This is a genomic window from Streptomyces sp. SAS_281, from assembly GCF_052542855.1.
Genome location: NZ_JBMNDO010000026.1, coordinates 52,807 through 70,831, shown reverse-complemented (window position 1 = coordinate 70,831; position 18,025 = coordinate 52,807). Strand labels below are relative to the sequence as shown.

The following is an 18,025-nucleotide window of genomic DNA, read 5'->3' as shown; positions in this document are numbered from 1 at the left end:
TCGAGTAGCTTCTGAGGCGTGGACCCTTCTCTGACCGCTCTGATCGTCGCCGTGGTGGGGGTGGCCGGCACCCTCGTGTCCGGGCTGATGGCGCACCGAGGCGCCCTGCGGGCCAAGACGGTGGAGCTCGACCGTGCGGAGAGGCTGCGCCGGGAGGAGCTGCGGGCGGACGAACGCCGCGAGTCCCTCGCCGTACGGCGAGCCTCCTACGCGGTGTTCAACCAGCGCCTGCGCCAGTTCCACTCCGTGCTGTCGAAGGACTACTTCGCCGTCGCCGCCGGGGAGGCGCGTCCGGACCAGGGCCGGGAGCGGGAGGAGCCCCGCCGCGTCCTGCGCGACGTCTACGCCGAGGCGCAGATGGTGATCAGCGACGACGTGCTCACCGTCGCGGGCGGTGTCGTGCACCAACTGCACCGCATCCACGCCCTGCTCGGCCGGCACGAGCGGGGGGAGGCGACGGCCGACGAGTCCCTGGAGGACATCAGGGAACGGCTGGAACGGGCCTCGGAGGGCCTGTACGAGGTGCGGCAGACTATGCGTCTGGAACTCGGTGTCTCGGCACTCCCGGTACACCGGCCCGATGGTTATCACGCGACGTGAGGACCGTCGCCGATGCACGGACCAGCGGAGGAACCATGCCCCTGCACTGGACCAGGTCCAGCTACTGCGACTCGGCGGGCCCCGACTGCGTCGAGGTGGCGCTGCCCTCCGGCCCGGCGGCCGCGGTCCGCCTGCGCGACTCCAAGACCACGTCCCGTCCCGCGCTCGCCTTCGGTCCGGCCGCGTGGTCGGAGTTCACCGGTCACGTCGGCCGGGCGACCGTCTTCTCCAGCAGCTCCTGAAGGGCCTGTGCCGCCCTCCCGGGGCCGGCCCGGCCGGCGGTGAGTCCTCGGTGAGGAGGTCCCCTCAACGCGGATCGGCCGCGAAGGCGTGGGGGTAGTCACGGGCCTAGACGTCGTCGAGTGCCTCATCGGGCAGGTCGAGGTAGGTGGTGAGAACCCGGTCGCGGGCGGCGACGACGGCGCACGGGCAGATGAGCACGCCCAGGACGGCCAGTGCCCACAGCTCGCCGGAGGTCCGGGAGACGACACCGCTGGTGACGGAGCCGAGCGGCATGACGACGCCGCGGATCGTGGACATGAGGAGCGGTTCGCGTACGCCGAGGCCGACACCGAGCAGCATGATGCCCACCACGACGGTCCACAGCTCGTACACACCCCGGTGGGCGAGCCAGGTGAGCAGGCCGCTGACCCTGTTCGACCCGGCCGTCACGGCGGCGTTCCTCACCGTCGTGTGCGACGCCCCGCACCGCAGGCCGGCGGACGGGGTCCGGCCTTCACGGCGGAAGCACCCGGCAAGATGTCCCTGGGAACGCGCTGACCGCACCCGAAGCACGACGAAGCCCCTGACCCGCGCTTCCGCAGATCAGGGGCTTCCCCTTCAAGGGTGAGTAACGGGACTCGAACCCGCGACATCCTGGACCACAACCAGGTGCTCTACCATCTGAGCTATACCCACCACGTCCGGGCGTTTCCGACCGGCCGAGAAAAAGTGTACAGGGTCCGGGAGGGTGCTCGCGCACTCATTTCCCGGCGGGGGGTCGCGGCCCCCGGGAGGGCCGTGACCAGCGCCTTCAGGGGCGCGGCCGGGAGACCCGCGCGGCGGCCGCCTTCGCCTGCTCGGAGTCCGGGCCGGGCTGCGGGACGAAGACCGCCTCGCGGTAGTACCGCAGCTCCGTGATCGAGTCGCGGATGTCGGCGAGCGCCCGGTGGTTGCCGTTCTTCTCCGGGCTGTTGAAGTACGCCCTCGGGTACCAGCGGCGGGACAGCTCCTTGATGGAGGAGACGTCCACGATCCGGTAGTGGAGGTAGCCCTCCAGAAGGGGCATGTCCCGGGACAGGAAGCCGCGGTCGGTGCCGACCGAGTTCCCGCACAGGGGCGCCTTGCCGGGCTCCTTCACGTGCTCGCGCACGTAGGCGAGGACCTGCTCCTCGGCGTCGGCCAGCGTCGTGCCGCCGGCCAGCTCGTCGAGGAGGCCCGAGGCGGTGTGCATCTGCCGCACCACCTCGGGCATGGTCTCCAGCGCCGCGTCCGGCGGGCGGATCACGATGTCCACCCCTTCACCGAGCACGTTCAACTCCGAGTCAGTGACCAGCGCGGCCACCTCGATGAGTGCGTCTTCCGCCAACGAGAGCCCGGTCATCTCGCAGTCGATCCACACCATGCGGTCGTTCATGGGCTCCACCCTACGGGGCGCTCCGCTGCCCCGGCAGGGCCGGGCGCCCCGCGGCGAACACGTCGGCGCCCGCCTTCGCATCCAGCGCCACGGGTGCGGCGCCGGACGGCCCGGGGACGGCGGTACGGCGGCTCTGGGCGGTGCCCTGGACGGGTACCGCCACCTCCGTCACCATGACCGGCTCCGGCACCCCGCCCTGCGGACGGCGGGCCCGGTAGGCGGCCCGGTACGCGGCGGGGGAGGAGCCGAGCTGGCGGCGGAAGTGCCCGCGCAGCGCGACCGGCGAGCGGAAGCCGCAGCGGCCCGCGACCTCGTCCACCGAGTAGTCCGACGTCTCCAGGAGGCGCTGCGCCTGAAGCACCCGCTGGGTGATCAGCCACTGGAGCGGTGCGCTGCCCGTCAGCGAGCGGAACCTCCGGTCGAAGGTCCGCCGGCTCATGTAGGCACGCGCGGCCAGCGTCTCCACGTCGAACTGCTCGTGCAGATGCTCCAGCGCCCAGGCGACGACCTCGGCGAGCGGGTCGGAGCCGATCTCTTCAGGTAAAGACCTGTCGAGGTAGCGCTCCTGACCGCCACTGCGCCGGGGCGGCACCACGAGCCGGCGGGCGAGTGCCCCGGCGGCCTCCGTGCCGTGGTCCGAGCGGACTATGTGCAGACACAGGTCGATGCCGGCCGCCGTCCCGGCGGAGGTCAGCACGTCCCCGTCGTCCACGAACAGCTCGCGCGGGTCGACGTGCACCGACGGATAGCGCTTGGCCAGCGTCGGTGCGTACATCCAGTGGGTGGTGGCCGGGCGGCCGTCCAGCAGCCCGGCGGCGGCGAGCACGAAGGCCCCCGTGCACAGGCCGACGATGCGGGCGCCCTCCTCGTGGGCGCGGCGCAGGGCGTCCAGCGCCTCCACGGGCGGTGGAGAGGTGATCGAGCGCCAGGCGGGCACCACGACGGTGCCGGCCCTGCTGATCGCCTCCAGCCCGTAGGGCGCGGTCAGTTCGAGTCCTCCGGTGGTGCGCAGCGGTCCCTCTTCACCGCCGCACACGAGCAATCGGTAGCGCGGAACTCCCGCGTCCTGGCGGTCGATTCCGAACACCGACAGCGGGATGGAGCTCTCGAAGATGGGGCCACCGCTGAAGAGCAGGACGGCGACGACTTCCCGGCGTCGTCTTCCGCCCAGCTTCCTTACAGCCTCCGTTGCGGTGGCGGAGTCCTGGCTCATGACGCTAAGCCCCCCTCGGTGTTCGCGTCTTCCTGGTCCTTACGGGCCTGTCGCACCTGCACATGTCCCCTCGGTCGTGCACGAGTCCCCGGCCTTCGACGCCCAAGATCGAATCTACTGCGTCCCGTGGTGCCGTCGTGACAAGTTCACCAACCGGCTCATTGTCGACAAGGCAACCTGGCGGGAAGCGTTCGATCACGAAGCGTTTCACTCGCGGCTCGTGCAGGGAAGTGCGTCTGGCGTTCATGGCCCGTCCCCATTGGGCGGAAGCGTACCGGCCGGTCTCTTCCTGCCTGGTGGCAAGGGGGTTGATCGGCCATTTCGACAAGGAATCGACCGGTCCCTGAAGTTGGCTGAAAATGTACGGTCGCGTGTGCGGAAATCAGTCGTTCTACCGGCGCACAACCCAGGGCGCTCGTCCGCCTCTGCGCGCCCCCTGGCAGGGGTCGGCGGCCCGGCGGCGGGGCCGGCGCGCCCGGCCGGGGACCGGTCCGGGCGGGCAGCCGAATACCGCTCCGCCGGCCGCCCCGGGAGCGGACCGTGCGGTGGGTTCCGGACGGACCCCGCGAGCCGGCCGACTCCCCCGGAAGGATGGGTTCCGCTCCTTGCGGGCGACGCCCCCGGGCCGTCCGCGCGAGCCCCTCCGGGACGGTTCCGCCAAGCGCCGCAAGGGGCCGGAGCGGTGGCCGGTACGTCTGTGTAGAGGGCAACCGGCATTGCCATCGGGGCCCGGTCTCGGGCATGCTCCGGAAAACGCCGCACGCGCCGTGCGCGGGGCGGGCAATGGAGGAGTGGCGCCGTACCCTTGGGGGTAAGGGGTTGGGAAGATGATTCCCGGACACCACGACACCGCCCGCTGACGCACCTTCCCACGCAGCTCTCCTCACGAGGACTCTCTTCGCCGAGACACCGATGGCCGGTCACGAAATCCCCGAACCCGCGGACCGCAAGCAGGTAGCCGACCCTCTGTCGGACCCGCTGGCGGCCGAACAAGCGCGCCGTCCGTGCGACCCCGCCTTCCGGCATGGGGTCGTCGTCGGCTTCGACGGCTCGACGTCCAGCGAGCGGGCCCTCGCCTATGCGATCGGCATGTCCCGCAGGACGGGCTCCGGTCTGATCATCGTCCATGTCGCCAACCGGCTGCCGACCACGGTCTGGGCGGGCTGCGAGCCCCCCGTCTTCGTCGACGTGCCGGACCACCGCACCGAGGTCCTGGGCCTGGAGCTCGCCTGCGCGGACTACCTCGCCGAGGTGCCCTGGGTGCTCGTGGAGCGCGGCGGGGACATCTGCCACGAACTGGAGGAGGTCGGCCGGGAGTACTCGGCGGACGCCATCGTGGTGGGCTCCACACACGGCCTGGTGGGCAAGATCTTCGGCTCGGTGGCCGGCCGCCTGGCCCGGCGCGCCCAGCGGCCGGTCGTGGTCATCCCGTAGCCCGGGAACGGCTTCGGACCCCGTGGCGGCAACTCGCCTGTGGAAAACGCCCTATGGGCCCTTCCCGGGCCCTCCGGGGGCGATTACGGCGCGTACGCGGAAGGCCCCGCGGTCACCGACCGCGGGGCACCGCCTGCGTGACGTGACTACTCGACGGTGACCGACTTCGCCAGGTTGCGGGGCTTGTCGATGTCCCGGCCCATGGCCAGTGCCGTGTGGTAGGCGAAGAGCTGGAGCGGGATGCCCATGAGGATCGGGTCCAGCTCGTTCTCGTTCTTCGGCACCACGATGGTGTGGTCGGCCTTCTCCTGGACCTGGTGGGCCACCGCGAGGATGCGGCCGCTGCGGGCCTTGATCTCCTCCATGGCGGCGCGGTTCTTCTCCAGCAGGTCGTCGTCCGGCACGATCGCCACGGTCGGCATCGCGGGCTCGATCAGGGCGAGGGGGCCGTGCTTCAGCTCGGAGGCGGGGTACGCCTCGGCGTGGATGTACGAGACCTCCTTGAGCTTCAGCGACGCCTCACGGGCCACGGGGTAACCGCGCACCCGGCCGATGAACATCATCGACTTCGCGTCCGCGTACTCGGCGGCCAGCCGCTTGATCTCGTCCTCGCCCGCCAGGATCTCGCTGATCTGGGCGGGCAGCTTGCGCAGGCCCTCGATGATCCGCTTGCCGTCGGCGACCGACAGGTCCCGGATGCGGCCCAGGTGCAGGGCGAGCAGCGCGAAGGCGACCACGGTGTTGGTGAAGCACTTGGTGGAGACCACGCACACCTCGGGGCCCGCGTGCACGTACGTGCCGCCGTCCGCCTCCCGGGCGATCGCCGAGCCCACCACGTTGACCACCCCGAGGACCCGGGCGCCCTTGCGCTTCAGCTCCTGGACGGCGGCCAGCACGTCGTACGTCTCACCGGACTGGGAGACCGCGACGTACAGCGTGTCGGGGTCCACGACCGGGTTGCGGTAGCGGAACTCGGAGGCGGGCTCGGCGTCCGCGGGGATGCGGGCCAGCTCCTCGATCAGCTGGGCGCCGATCTGGCCCGCGTGGTACGAGGTGCCGCAGCCCAGGATCTTGATCCGGCGGACCCCGCGCGCCTCGCGGGCGTCCAGGTTGAGGCCGCCCAGGTGCACCGTGGAGAACCGGTCGTCGATCCGGCCGCGCAGCACCCGGTCGACGGCGTCCGCCTGCTCCGAGATCTCCTTGTGCATGTACGTGTCGTGGCCGCCCATGTCGTACGACTCGGCCTCCCACTCCACGGTGGTCGGCGTGGCCGTCGTGGTCGAGCCCTCCGTGGTGTACGTACGGAAGTCGTCGGCCTTCAGGGTGGCCATCTCGCCGTCGTCCAGGGTGACGACCTGGCGGGTGTGGGCGACCAGGGCGGCGACGTCGGAGGCGACGAACATCTCCTTCTCGCCGATGCCGAGGACGACCGGGGAGCCGTTGCGGGCGACCACGATGCGGTCGTTGAAGTCGGCGTGCAGGACGGCGATGCCGTAGGTGCCCTCGACGGAGCGCAGGGCCTCGCGGACCTTCTCCTCCAGCGTCCCTGCGTCCGAGCGGGCGATCAGGTGGACGAGCACCTCGGTGTCGGTCTCGGAGAGGAAGACGACGCCCTCGGCGGTCAGCCGGGCGCGCAGCTCGGAGGCGTTGTCGATGATCCCGTTGTGGACGACCGCGACCTTGCCTTCGGCGTCCAGGTGCGGGTGGGCGTTCTCGTCGCTCGGGGCGCCGTGGGTGGCCCAGCGGGTGTGGGCGATGCCGGTCGTGCCGGCGAAGCGCTTGGGGACCCGGGACTCCAGCTCGCGGACCCGGCCCTTGGCCTTGACCGACTTGAGCGTGGCGGGCTTCCCGGCCGCGGGCTTCCCGGTGATCACGATCCCGGCGGAGTCGTAACCCCGGTACTCCAGCCGCTGCAGGCCCTCCAGCAGCAGCGGGGCCACGTCACGCTTTCCGATGTAACCGACGATTCCGCACATAGAGCTTTCAGTCCTCCGACGACGAACAAGTAAGGGGTGCCCGGCCGTGAGACGGCCTCAGCCGTAGACGATCCGGCGCAGCTGACGGAGCGAGAGCTCCGGCGGCGCGACCGCGCGGTGCGGCAGTTCGGCCGCGATCCGCTCGAAGATCTCCGTGTTCACCAGGCCGCCGGCCTGCAGTTCGCGGTGGCGGCGGCGGACGAAGACCTCGGTCGTCTCGTCGAAGTACGCCAGCACGTCGAGGATCACCCGGGCGGCTTCGCCGCGGGGCAGCGTGGTGCTGCGCACCACGTGGTCAATGAGGTCGTCGTACGACGAGAGGCGTTCGAGCACCCGTCGATACTGCGGCGGAAGGGGGCTGAGCGCAACAATCCTGCCCGATATCGGGCAGGGAAGCGCGATACTGGCCCCCTTTTTCTGTCTTGGGTGGATTTTGCGCGGGCGGCCGAGGGGTGCGGGGGAGGGGAGGGGCGGCAGTGGTCGGAGCCGAAGGGGTGAATGTGCACATAAGACGCAAAGGTCCATCAGGGTGCCTGGGTGACCAACGCCGGTAACTGGTCTACACCTTGACCACCCGTGAGGCGCGCGGTACGCATGGCGACGGAGAAAGGTCAGGAGACCCAGCAGAGTGACCCCCAGAAAGGGACCCGGCTTGTGAGACTGCACACGGTACGCCGCAGTGCTCTTCCCCGTACTCTTCCCCGGCTCCTCGGCTCGCTGCTTCTCGTCGCGGCGGCCGGTGTCTCCAGCGCGTGCGCCGCCCCGCAGGCATCAGCCGCGGGCGCGACGGCGGTGGCGTGGGCGGCCAGACCGCTCGGCCAGGTGGTGCCCGCCCCCGCTTCGGTCAGACCCGGCGGCGAGCCCTACCTGCTCAACGGCTCCACCAGGATCCGGACCCTCGGCGCCTCCGGCGAGGCCCGGCAGATCGGCGACTACCTGGCGGGCCTGCTGCGCCCCTCCACCGGGTTCGCGCTGCCGGTCACCACCAAGGACGGCGCCGACGGCATCCGGCTCAGGCTCGACCCCCGCGCCGGCAAGCTGGGCGCGGAGGGCTACACGCTCACCTCGGGGCGCCACAACGTCACCATCACCGCCCGGCAGCCCGCGGGGCTCTTCCACGGCGTCCAGACGCTGCGCCAGCTGCTTCCGGCCCGAGTGGAGCGCGACACCCGCCAGAAGGGCCCCTGGCGGGTCTCCGGCGGCTCCATCACCGACACCCCGCGCTACGCCTACCGGGGCGCGATGCTCGACGTCGCGCGCCACTTCTTCTCGGTGGACGAGGTCAAGCGCTACATCGACCAGGTCGCCCAGTACAAGATCAACACCTTCCACATCCACCTCTCCGACGACCAGGGCTGGCGCATCGCCGTCGACTCCTGGCCGAAGCTGGCCACGTACGGCGGCTCCACCGAGGTCGGTGGCGGGCCCGGCGGTTACTACACCAAGGAGCAGTACAAGGAGATCGTGCGGTACGCGGCCTCCCGCTACCTGGAGGTGATCCCGGAGATCGACATGCCGAGCCACACCAACGCCGCCCTCGCCTCGTACGCCGAGCTGAACTGCGACGGCGTCGCGCCGCCGCTCTACACCGGCATCAAGGTCGGCTTCAGCACGCTGTGCGCCGGCAAGGACGTCACGTACGACTTCATCGACGACGTCGTCGGCGAGGTGGCCGCGCTCACGCCCGGCCGCTATTTCCACATCGGCGGCGACGAGGCGCACTCCACCACCCGCGAGGACTACGTGGAGATCATGGACCGGGCCCAGGCGATCGTCGGGAAGTACGGCAAGACCGTGATGGGCTGGCACCAGCTGACCGGCGCCCACCCGGTGAAGGGAGCCGTCGCCCAGTACTGGGGCTACGACAAGACCAGCGCCGCCGACCGGCAGCAGGTGGCGGACGCCGCGAAGAACGGCACGAAGCTGGTGCTGTCGCCGGCGGACCGCGTGTACCTCGACATGAAGTACAACGACCAGACCGTGCTGGGCCTCAAGTGGGCCGGCACGGTCGAGGTCCAGCGCAGTTACGACTGGGACCCGGGGACGTACCTCGCCGGCGCCCCGGAGAGCTCCGTGCTCGGCGTGGAGGCGCCGATCTGGGCCGAGACCCTGACCGACAGCGACGACATCGACGCGATGGCCTTCCCGCGGCTGCCCGGCGCCGCCGAGCTGGCCTGGTCACCGGCGTCGACGCACAACTGGGACACGTACAAGCTGCGGCTGGCGGCGCTCGGGGAGCGGTTCACCGCCCAGGGCATCGACTACTACCGCTCGCCCCAGGTCCCGTGGCCCGCGTCGGAGACCGGCGGAAAGTGAGACGGCACCGCCCCGCCGGCCGGGTTTCCGGCCGGCGGGGCGGTGAACGGCCGCGTCAGGCGACCTTCTTGGCGTTCTCGATGGCCTTCGCCAGGTCCTCCAGGATCGGCGCGCACTTGTCGTAGCTGTAGATCGGCTCCGTGGTGCGCGGAACGACCTGGCCCGCCTTGACCGCCGGGAGCCGCGCCCAGGTCGGCTTGGAGGTCAGCGCCTCGGGCTGGAGGGCCGACGAGCGGTTGTCCATCATGATCACGTCGGCGCCGTACTTGTCGACGTTCTCCCAGCTCAGCTCCTCGAAGAAGCCCGCCGCGTTCACCTTCGGCTCCACGAACTTCACGCCCAGCTCCTGGAAGTACAGGGTGTCGGCGGACATCTTGGCGAGCGAGACGTAGAACAGGTCCTGGCTGGCCGAGCCGACCATGACCTTGATCTCCGGCTTCGACTTCGCGGCGGCGCGCAGCCGGGCCGCCGCCTTCTCGAACCGCGTCTTGGCGGCGGTGACCTTCGCGGACTTCACATCGGCGCCGAGCGAGGCCGCCAGGTCCTCGTGGCGCTGGATCGCCTTGGGGACGGTGGTCTCGGCGGCCCACAGGGCGACGCTCGGGGCCAGCTTCAGGATCTTGTCCTTGGACTGGTCCGGCACGTACCAGAGGGCGTCCTTCTCCCACATCGCCGTCACCAGCAGCTCCGGGCCGAGCTCCGCGTACTTCTCGACGTTGAACTCGCCCCAGACGTTGCCCAGGATCTCGACCTTGCTGATGTCCAGGTCGCCGGCCTGCACGTCCGGCTTGCCGTCCTTGGTCCTGGTCGGCCCGAAGACCGCCTTGACCTCGACGCCGTAGTCGTGGAGAGCGGCGGCGACACCGGTGAAGGCGACGATGTTCTTCGGGACGGACTCCGCCTCGGCGACCTGGCCCCGGTCGTCCTTGAACTTCCACGGTCCGGCGTCGGTGCTCCGGGAGCCCGAACCGGCGGAGTCCTTCGTGTCGCTGCCGCCGCAGGCCGCCAGTACGGCGCCGAGACCGACGGCGCCGCCCATGGCCAGCAGACCGCGACGGGTGGGACGGGACACTCGGGTTGCGCTCATGACGGAGTCCGCTTTCGTACGAGCCGGGGACCGGCCGGTGACACGTTCGAGGGAAGGTTAGCCTAACCTCAGGTTGTGTCCACCAGGGGCCCCGGCCCCCACCGCCCGGCCGGCGGGCTCAGCCGTCCTGAGTCCGGCCGTCGAGAGGCTGGAGCCGCGTCATCGCGATGTCGGGGCATACCTTGGCGATCGAGCCGAAGTCATCGTCCACATGGATCAGCGTGAGGTGGTGCTGTCGCGCTGTCAGGGCGATCAGGATGTCCATCGGCGAGGGGCCCCGGTGGTGGCCGATCCGCACCAGTTCGCGCTGGACGTCGATGATCTTCGGCCACGGGTCTTCCAGCGCCGGCACCCAGCCGAAGGTCTGGCCGAGCATGGTGAAGAAGGGTTCGTGGTCGCGGTCCGCCCGGAGCGCCGGCATGAGTTCGGACTCGACGGGCGGGCACAGGGACACGAGTCCTTGGGAAACGCGTTGCGGCCATGGGTCCCCGACCTGTTTGCGGAGCAGGCGCCAGACCGCCGACGTGTCGGCGAGGTACGTCACAGGCCGGACCGCTCCCGCGCTTCGAGGACGTCGAAGTCCAGGAACTGGTCCGCGTTGTCCTGGAGCCAGCGAAGCGCACGCGCCCGGTCGTCCGCGCTGACCGCTGCGGCTATCGTCAGCGCGCGGTTGATCGTTTCCCGCTTGGTGGACGTGCCGAGCTGCTGCTGGGCGAAGGCGAGCATCTGGTCGTCGACGTCCACGAGGGTCTTGGACACGGGGCCTCCTGGATGTGCGGTGGATATACGTTTTCCGTCAGTATATACAGCGCGTCGTGCCGGCCGGGGGCCGAGCTCTCAGGTCCCCGACCGGCCTCGGTCCTCAGGCTTGCAGGCCCAGCTCCCTCGCGATCAGCATGCGCGGCGCTGATCGGCTTCCCGAAGACGTGCCGCCCGCCGGGCGGGCTCAGCCGAACATCTCCCGGCAGCCGTCCAGCCCCTCGACCGCCACCTCTGCCGTGCGGTGCTCCTCCCACTGCCCGCGCTCCAGGCGCAGCCGCTGAAGGGTGACCGGCTCGCCCCGCAGCGCGGTGACCGCCAGCCCGTTCGGCTGGTAGCCGAGCCGCCGCGAGACGCCCAGGGAGCGGGGGTTGTCCAGCATCGCCGCCGAGACCGCCGTGGCGGCGCCGAGTCCGCCGAAGGCGAAGTGCAGGACGGCGGCCCGCATCTCCGTGCCGATGCCCCGGCCCTGGTGCGCGAGCCCGAGCCAGGAGCCCGTCTCCACCTGGCGGGTCACCGCGAAGTTCTTGGCCATCAGGTCCTGGCGCCCGACCACCCGGCCCTCGTGCAGTACCGCGAGGCTCAGGCACCAGTTGTCGGCGGACCAGCCGGCGATCGTGGACAGCACGTGCTGGAAGACGGCCCGGCCGCGCTCGGCGGGCGGGCAGTCGGTCCACGGAACGTCAACGGCATGGCGTCCGGGGCGTGCACCCCGCCGGCACCGACCGCCGCCAGCTCGTCCAGCAACTCCAGGTCGGGCAGGCGCAGTTCCAGCCGGGACGTGCGGATGCGGAGGCCGTACAGGGGCCAGGCGTCAGGCTTCATGGCTCGACTCTGTCGAGGCGGGGCCGGGGTGTCGAGCGAATTGCGGGGGCTGTGCCGGCTGCAACGGGGGAGGCTATCCGGGCGTGTGGGCCCCGTCCGCGATGAGCCGGCTCGTGAAGCCTGCTCGGCGCAGCCGCTCGTACGCGGCAGCCACGTTGTCCGGAACGGGATCGGCGGCCATGAAGCCCTGCGCCGGGTAGATCATCAGGCGCTGCAAGGCGCCGACCAGCATGTCGATGACCATGCGGGCGTCCTGGATGGAGGTGAGGTACTCCTCGAAGGTGATCGGGGCCGACGCGCTCACCAATGAGACCCCCGGCCACAGCTTGCGTGCGGTGGCGTGGGCGCGTCGTTCCTCGTACGGCTTGCTGACCAGTAGTACGGACGAGACGTTCACGCCGGCCTCTTCGAGCAGGGCCCGGGAGAAACGGATGTTCTCGCCCGTGTTACGGGCGCGCGGCTCGACGAGCACCGCGCTTTCGGGGACGCCGAGTTCGAGTGCCCGCTCCCGGTAGTGGACGGCCTCGCCGCGTGGCATGCGTGCCCGCGTGGTGGGGCTGGTGGCTCCGGTGAACACGATGAGGGGTGCCAGGCCTTGGTGGTAGAGGCGCGCGGTTGCGTCGGCGACCCCGAGGTCGTGGCTTCCGAGGCCGATCGCCACCGAGCAGGGGCGCGGATCGTGGTGCATCAGATGGTGCTCCCACAGGAGCCGGGCATCCGACCACGACTGGGAGGAGATGGTCATGTGGCGCCTCTGTTGTGGGCCGAGTCCGGAACCTCGAAGTCGTACGACCAGGTGAAGCGTGAGGCCGCGTGCACTCCTATCGCGAACTCGACGACAGTTCCGTCGGCCGTGTACGCGGTCCTGTGCAGTTCCACCACTGGCTCCCCGCCGGCCAGCATGAGCAACTTCGACTCCTCGGGGGTCGCCACGCGCGCGAAAAGTTCCTCGCGCATGCGGTCGACCTCGTAGCCCGCGTCGAAGAGCACGCGAAAGCCTCCGCCACGGCCGGCGGGGCCTGGGGTGGGATCGACCAAGCGCGTGCCCTCGACATGCTCCGGGCGGTAGTAGCTGGTCAGCGTGTGGGTCGGCTGTCCGGCCTCTCGTACGACGCGCGCGCGGGCGTACACGAGGGAACCCGGAGCCAGTCCATGCGCGGCAGCGGCGGCGGGTGGCGCCCCGATCCGCTTCACCGTCTGCGTCTGGTCATTTCGCCTGTGGGGGCGCCCGGAAGCCACGCGGTCGGCAATAAAAGCGACCTCGTCGCCGTCGCGCCACTTGGCCTTGTCGTACCGGCTGACACCGAGACGCTTGAGCGGGGGCTGTTGCCGTACGACTGTGCCGTGCCCGCGCGACGAGGTGACCAGACCTTCGGCCTCCAGGGCCCGGTATGCCGCGTGAACCGTGGACTTGGAGCCCTCGCCCGCTTCGACGAGGTCCCTGATGTGCGGCAGCCGGTCGCCCGGGGAGTAGGCGCCGCTCCGGATCCGGTCGGCCAGCCTGTCCGCCAACTCCCGCCACTTGGGCGCCATGCGCAACTCCTCTCGCGACGTCTTAAGGAGCAGTCAAGCACAGCGCCGAGACAGTTGACAGTCTCGGGACTGCGGGCCAATATCGACCTCACTGGGGCGCAATCCCGGGACTGCGATGCAACTGAGAGGGTGTGGGCGCGATGACGGGCGGCAGCAAGGCGCGACAGGGCTTGTCCCGGTTAACGGAGCGATTCGGGAGGGACGGCGTCCTCATCGTCCCGACCGCCGATGCGGGGGCGGAGGGAGCCGACCTCGTGCCCGGTGCGGCGCTCCGCTGGCCCCCGTGTGAGTGCGGGCACTCGTTGTGCCCCGATTACGTGCCGGAGGGCGACGGCTGAGAGGTTCGGCCCACGCGGGGCCCGAATGGCCGGTCGGGGGCCCGTGGCCGGCCCCCCGGCCGGCGTGCTCGGCGCCGTTTCTCAGGCCTGGAGGCCCAGCTCGCGGGCGATCAGCATGCGCTGGACCTCGCTGGTGCCCTCGCCGATCTCCAGGATCTTGGAGTCGCGCCACATCCGGGCCACCGGGTACTCGTTCATGAAGCCGTAGCCGCCGTGGATCTGGGTCGCCTCGCGGGCGTTGTCCACGGCCACCGTCGAGGAGTACAGCTTGGCGATGGCCGCCTCCTTCTTGAACGGCTCGTCCGCGAGCAGCCGGGAGGCCGCGTCGCGCCAGCCGATGCGGGCCATGTGCGCCCGCATCTCCATGTCCGCGATCTTGAACTGGATGGCCTGGTTGGCGCCGATCGGCTTCCCGAAGGCGTGCCGCTCGGCGGCGTACTTCACCGACTCGTCCACACAGCCCTGCGCCAGGCCCGTCGAGAGCGCCGCGATGGCGATCCGGCCCTCGTCCAGGATGCGCAGGAACTGCGCGTAGCCCCGGCCCTCCTCGCCGAGCAGGTTCTCCAGCGGGACGCGCACGTCGGCGAAGGACAGCTCGCGGGTGTCCGAGGCGTTCCAGCCGACCTTGGAGTAGGGCGCGGCCACCGTGAAGCCGGGGGTGCCGGAGGGGACGATGATCGAGGAGATCAGCGGGGCGCCGTTCTCCTTGCGGCCGGTCACCGCCGTGACCGTGACCAACTCCGTGATGTCCGTACCGGAGTTGGTGATGAAGCACTTGGAGCCGTTGATCACCCACTCGCCCGCCGCCTCGTCGCGCACGGCGGTCGTCCGGGTGCCGCCCGCGTCCGAACCGCCGTCCGGCTCGGTCAGGCCGAACGCGCCCAGCGCCTCGCCCGAGCAGAGCTTCGGCAGCCACCGCCGCTTCTGCTCCTCGGTGCCGAAGCGGTAGACCGGCATCGCGCCCAGCGAGACCCCGGCCTCCAGCGTGATCGCGACCGAGGAGTCGACCCGGGCCAGCTCCTCCAGGGCGATGCCGAGCGCGAGGTAGTCGCCGCCCATCCCGCCGTACTCCTCCGGGAACGGCAGCCCGAACAGGCCCATCCGCCCCATCTCGCGCACGATCTCGTACGGGAACTCGTGCCGCTCGTAGAAGTCGCCGATCTTCGGGGCGACGACGTCGTGGGCGAACTCCTCGACGGTACGGCGCAGTTCCTCGTGCTCGGCGGTCAGCCGGTGGTCCAGGGACATGGGTTGTTCACTGCTCCTTGTGGGACAGGGTGCGGACGGTGCGGGAAGGGCTGGGTCGGCCCAGGTGGCCGGCGAGCCACACGCTGGTGGCGGTGAGCTCGCCGAGGTCGACCCCGGTTTCGATACCGAGGCCGTCGAGCATCCACACGAGATCCTCGGTGGCGAGGTTTCCGGTCGCGCTCTTCGCGTACGGGCAGCCGCCGAGGCCGCCGGCCGACGCGTCCACCGTGGACACGCCGTGCCGCAGCGCGGCCAGGGTGTTGGACAGCGCCTGCCCGTACGTGTCGTGGAAGTGCACCCCGATCACGTCGGTGGCCACCCCGGCCTCGTTCAGCCCGGTCAGCAGCGCCTGGACGTGGCCGGGGGTGGCGACGCCGATGGTGTCGCCGAGGGACAGCTCGTCGCAGCCGAGGTCCATCAGCGCCCTGGCGACCCGGACGACCTGCGGGACGGGCACGGCGCCCTCCCAGGGGTCGCCGAAGCACATCGACAGATAGCCGCGCACGTGCGCCGACTCCGCCTTGGCCCGGGCCACCACCGGCGCGAACATCGCCAGCGACTCGTCCACCGTGCGGTTCAGGTTGCGCGCGGCGAACGTCTCCGTCGCCGAGCCGAACACCGCGATCCCGCGGGCCCCGAGCGCCAGCGCCCGGTCCAGCCCGCGTTCGTTCGGCACGAGGACCGGGAGGGCCACGTCACCGACGTCCGCGATGTCGCCGAGCATCGGGAACAGCTGCTCGGCGTCGGCGAGCTGGGGCACCCACTTGGGGTGCACGAAGCTGGTGGCCTCGATGGTGGTCAGCCCGGCGACCGCGAGCCGGCGGATGAACTCCGCCTTCACCTCGGTCGGGACGACCTCCTTCTCGTTCTGGAGGCCGTCGCGGGCGCCGACCTCGTGGATGCGGACCCGGGCGGGCAGCCCCTCGGCGGGCACGGTCATCGGCAGGGCACGGGCGGTGGTGGTCACGCTTCCTCCCCGGCGCCGGCGGCGGGCACGACCACGGCGAGCACCTGGTCCATGGCGACCGTGGACCCGGCGGTCACGTCGAGTTCGGTCACGGTGCCGGCGTGCGGCGCGGAGATGACGTGCTCCATCTTCATCGCCTCCACCACCAGCAGGCTCTGCCCGGCGGCGACCTCGTCCCCGACGGCCACCTTCACCACGGTCACCGTCCCGGGCATGGGCGCGGCGAGCGTGTCCGCGCCGGAGCGGGCGGCGCCGGTCAGCGACGCCTGGACCGGGTCGTGGTCGCGGACGTGCCAGCTGTCGCCGTCCCGGCCGAGCCAGTGCCCCTCCGGGGAGACCGCGTACGCGAACACATGGGTGACCCCGGCGAGTTCGAACGCGATCCGGCCGTCACCGGCCGCGAGGGTCCTGGCCTTCTCCGCCGTACCGGGCAGCGGTCCCAGCGGTCCGCAGGAGCCCGATTCCGGGGCGGGCGGGCTCGCGCCCTCGCCGACATGGCCGAACGTCAGCTCCGTGTCCCCGCCGCCGCACGGCCGCAGGCCCACCTGGACCGGGTCGTGGCCCGGGATGTGGAAGTCGAGCACCGTCCGGGCCGGGGAGCCGCCGAGCCGCCAGCCGTTCCCGGCCGAGAACGGGTCGGCCCAGGTGCCGGGGGCGGGGCGGGCGGCGGCGGAGGCGGTGTGCTGTCGCAGCAGCGCGGCCGCCGCGTACACCTCCTCCGGCACGCCCTCCGGGACCAGCGCGGCCACCTCGCGCTCCACCAGGCCGGTGTCCAGCTCGCCCGCCACCACCGCCGGGTGGGCCAGCAGCCGGCGCAGGAACCCCGCGTTGACCGGGACGCCGAGGACGACGGTGTCCGCGAGGGCCACCCGCAGCCGGCGCAGGGCGGTCGCCCGGTCGGGGCCGTACGCGATGACCTTGGACAGCATCGGGTCGTACAGGCTGCCGACCTCGCCGCCCTCGGCGAGCCCCGAGTCGGTGCGCACCCCGCCGCCCTGCGGCTCGCGCAGCGCGAGCACCGTGCCGCCGGAGGGCAGGAAGCCGCGGGCCGGGTCCTCGGCGCAGACCCGGGCCTCCACGGCGTGCCCGGTGAGCGTGATGTCGTCCTGCCCGTACGGCAGCGGCTCACCGGCGGCGACGCGCAGCTGCCACTCCACCAGGTCGAGGCCGGTGATCAGCTCGGTCACCGGGTGCTCGACCTGGAGACGGGTGTTCATCTCCATGAAGTAGTACGAGGAGGGGTCGTTGCCCGGCACGATGAACTCCACCGTGCCCGCGCCGACGTAGCCGCAGGAGCGGGCCGCCTGGACGGCCGCCTCACCCATCGAGGCCCGGGTCGCCTTGTCCAGCAGGACGGACGGGGCCTCCTCGATGATCTTCTGGTGGCGGCGCTGGAGCGAGCACTCGCGCTCGCCCAGGTGCACCACGTTGCCGTGCGCGTCGGCCAGCACCTGGATCTCGATGTGGCGCGGCCGGTCGATCCACCGCTCCACCAGCAGCGTGTCGTCGCCGAAGGAGGCGCGGGCCTCGCGCCGGGCCGCCGCGATCTCGTCCGCGAGCAGCGCCGCGTCCCGGACCAGCCGCATGCCCTTGCCGCCGCCGCCCGCCGAGGGCTTCAGCAGCACGGGCATGCCGATCCCGGCCGAAGCCTCCGCCAGCTCGGCGTCGCTCAGCCCGCTCCCCGAGGAGCCGGGGACGACGGGGACGCCCGCCGCGGCGACCGTCTCCTTGGCCCGGATCTTGTCGCCCATCAGCGAGATCGCGGCGGCGGGCGGCCCGATGAAGACCAGCCCCGCCTCCGTGCACGCCCGGGCGAACGCCGCGTTCTCCGCGAGGAAGCCGTAGCCGGGGTGGACCGCCTGCGCACCGGTGCGGCGGGCGGCCTCCAGGAGGCGGTCGGCGCTCAGATAGCTCTCGGAGGCGGGCGCGGGGCCGATCCGTACGGCCGTGTCGGCCTCGCGTACGTGCCGCGCGTCGGCGTCCGCGTCGCTGAAGACGGCGACCGAGCGCACGCCCAGCTCGCGCAGGGTCCGGATGACCCGGACCGCGATCTCGCCGCGGTTGGCGACGAGGACCGTGTCGAACATCGTCAT

At 71.3% G+C, this 18,025-nt stretch carries 17 protein-coding genes, 1 tRNA gene and 1 pseudogene; 4 read left to right on the top strand and 15 right to left on the bottom strand.

Translation table 11 applies throughout. The features are described from left to right. The first annotated feature begins 18 nt into the window (after positions 1-18). Both ACN6LM_RS12770 and ACN6LM_RS12765 read left to right on the top strand, forming a co-directional pair. Entirely contained in the window at positions 19-600 is a 582-nt protein-coding gene (locus ACN6LM_RS12770; RefSeq protein ID WP_445065453.1) for a hypothetical protein, read from the top strand. 35 nt (positions 601-635) lie between these two features. Further along, complete coding sequence (locus ACN6LM_RS12765; protein ID WP_445065452.1) at positions 636-842, top strand: DUF397 domain-containing protein; 207 nt, start codon at positions 636-638, stop codon at positions 840-842. A 106-nt stretch (positions 843-948) separates the two neighbouring features. Here the strand turns inward: ACN6LM_RS12765 and ACN6LM_RS12760 are convergent, their stop codons facing one another. The 4 genes from ACN6LM_RS12760 to ACN6LM_RS12745 form a co-directional block, all read right to left on the bottom strand. Next, positions 949-1,272: a hypothetical protein gene (locus ACN6LM_RS12760; protein WP_445065451.1), complete on the bottom strand. Its 324-nt coding sequence runs from the start codon at positions 1,270-1,272 to the stop codon at positions 949-951. A 173-nt stretch (positions 1,273-1,445) separates the two neighbouring features. Next, positions 1,446-1,518 (bottom strand) — tRNA-His (locus ACN6LM_RS12755). Between the two features lie 115 nt (positions 1,519-1,633). Next, positions 1,634-2,236, bottom strand: coding sequence for an oligoribonuclease (gene orn / locus ACN6LM_RS12750; protein WP_445065450.1), 603 nt, complete (start codon positions 2,234-2,236; stop codon positions 1,634-1,636). Positions 2,237-2,246: 10 nt separating this feature from the next. Next, positions 2,247-3,449, bottom strand: a complete 1,203-nt coding sequence (locus tag ACN6LM_RS12745) for a helix-turn-helix domain-containing protein (RefSeq protein WP_445065449.1) — start codon at positions 3,447-3,449, stop codon at positions 2,247-2,249. Between the two features lie 912 nt (positions 3,450-4,361). Here ACN6LM_RS12745 and ACN6LM_RS12740 point away from each other — a divergent pair. After that, positions 4,362-4,883, top strand: coding sequence for a universal stress protein (locus tag ACN6LM_RS12740; RefSeq protein ID WP_018105726.1), 522 nt, complete (start codon positions 4,362-4,364; stop codon positions 4,881-4,883). Between the two features lie 146 nt (positions 4,884-5,029). Here ACN6LM_RS12740 and glmS read toward each other — a convergent pair whose 3' ends face one another. Together glmS and ACN6LM_RS12730 are read right to left on the bottom strand one after the other, a co-directional pair. After that, positions 5,030-6,859 (bottom strand): glutamine--fructose-6-phosphate transaminase (isomerizing), encoded by a 1,830-nt coding sequence (gene glmS, locus ACN6LM_RS12735; protein ID WP_445065448.1) that lies wholly within the window; start codon positions 6,857-6,859, stop codon positions 5,030-5,032. A 57-nt stretch (positions 6,860-6,916) separates the two neighbouring features. Further along, complete coding sequence (locus ACN6LM_RS12730) at positions 6,917-7,192, bottom strand: hypothetical protein (RefSeq protein ID WP_018105728.1); 276 nt, start codon at positions 7,190-7,192, stop codon at positions 6,917-6,919. Positions 7,193-7,513: 321 nt separating this feature from the next. Here ACN6LM_RS12730 and ACN6LM_RS12725 point away from each other — a divergent pair, with 321 nt between their 5' ends. Beyond that, positions 7,514-9,175 carry a beta-N-acetylhexosaminidase gene (locus ACN6LM_RS12725; RefSeq protein ID WP_445065447.1) on the top strand — a complete coding sequence of 554 codons (1,662 nt, stop codon included), beginning with the start codon at positions 7,514-7,516 and terminating at the stop codon, positions 9,173-9,175. 55 nt (positions 9,176-9,230) lie between these two features. Here the strand turns inward: ACN6LM_RS12725 and ACN6LM_RS12720 are convergent, their stop codons facing one another. The 9 genes and pseudogenes from ACN6LM_RS12720 to ACN6LM_RS12680 form a co-directional block, all read right to left on the bottom strand. Further along, complete coding sequence (locus ACN6LM_RS12720; RefSeq protein WP_445065446.1) at positions 9,231-10,262, bottom strand: ABC transporter substrate-binding protein; 1,032 nt, start codon at positions 10,260-10,262, stop codon at positions 9,231-9,233. Between the two features lie 118 nt (positions 10,263-10,380). Beyond that, a complete protein-coding gene (locus ACN6LM_RS12715; protein WP_445065445.1) occupies positions 10,381-10,716 on the bottom strand; it encodes a VapC toxin family PIN domain ribonuclease in 336 nt (111 codons plus the stop codon). Between the two features lie 86 nt (positions 10,717-10,802). Next, positions 10,803-11,021, bottom strand: a complete 219-nt coding sequence (locus ACN6LM_RS12710; protein ID WP_445065444.1) for a type II toxin-antitoxin system VapB family antitoxin — start codon at positions 11,019-11,021, stop codon at positions 10,803-10,805. A 187-nt stretch (positions 11,022-11,208) separates the two neighbouring features. Next, positions 11,209-11,846: pseudogene (locus ACN6LM_RS12705) on the bottom strand (GNAT family N-acetyltransferase). Between the two features lie 73 nt (positions 11,847-11,919). Next, complete coding sequence (locus ACN6LM_RS12700) at positions 11,920-12,591, bottom strand: YdcF family protein (protein ID WP_445065443.1); 672 nt, start codon at positions 12,589-12,591, stop codon at positions 11,920-11,922. Then, a complete protein-coding gene (locus ACN6LM_RS12695) occupies positions 12,588-13,379 on the bottom strand; it encodes a GntR family transcriptional regulator (RefSeq protein ID WP_445065442.1) in 792 nt (263 codons plus the stop codon). Before ACN6LM_RS12695 ends, ACN6LM_RS12700 begins: the two co-directional genes overlap by 4 nt. Before the next feature lie 419 nt (positions 13,380-13,798). Further along, positions 13,799-14,965 carry an acyl-CoA dehydrogenase family protein gene (locus ACN6LM_RS12690; protein WP_073965089.1) on the bottom strand — a complete coding sequence of 389 codons (1,167 nt, stop codon included), beginning with the start codon at positions 14,963-14,965 and terminating at the stop codon, positions 13,799-13,801. 7 nt (positions 14,966-14,972) lie between these two features. Continuing rightward, a complete protein-coding gene (locus ACN6LM_RS12685; protein ID WP_445065462.1) occupies positions 14,973-15,905 on the bottom strand; it encodes a hydroxymethylglutaryl-CoA lyase in 933 nt (310 codons plus the stop codon). A gap of 23 nt (positions 15,906-15,928) precedes the next feature. Further along, on the bottom strand, positions 15,929-18,025 hold the full coding sequence (locus tag ACN6LM_RS12680) for an acetyl/propionyl/methylcrotonyl-CoA carboxylase subunit alpha (RefSeq protein ID WP_445065441.1): 2,097 nt from the start codon (positions 18,023-18,025) through the stop codon (positions 15,929-15,931).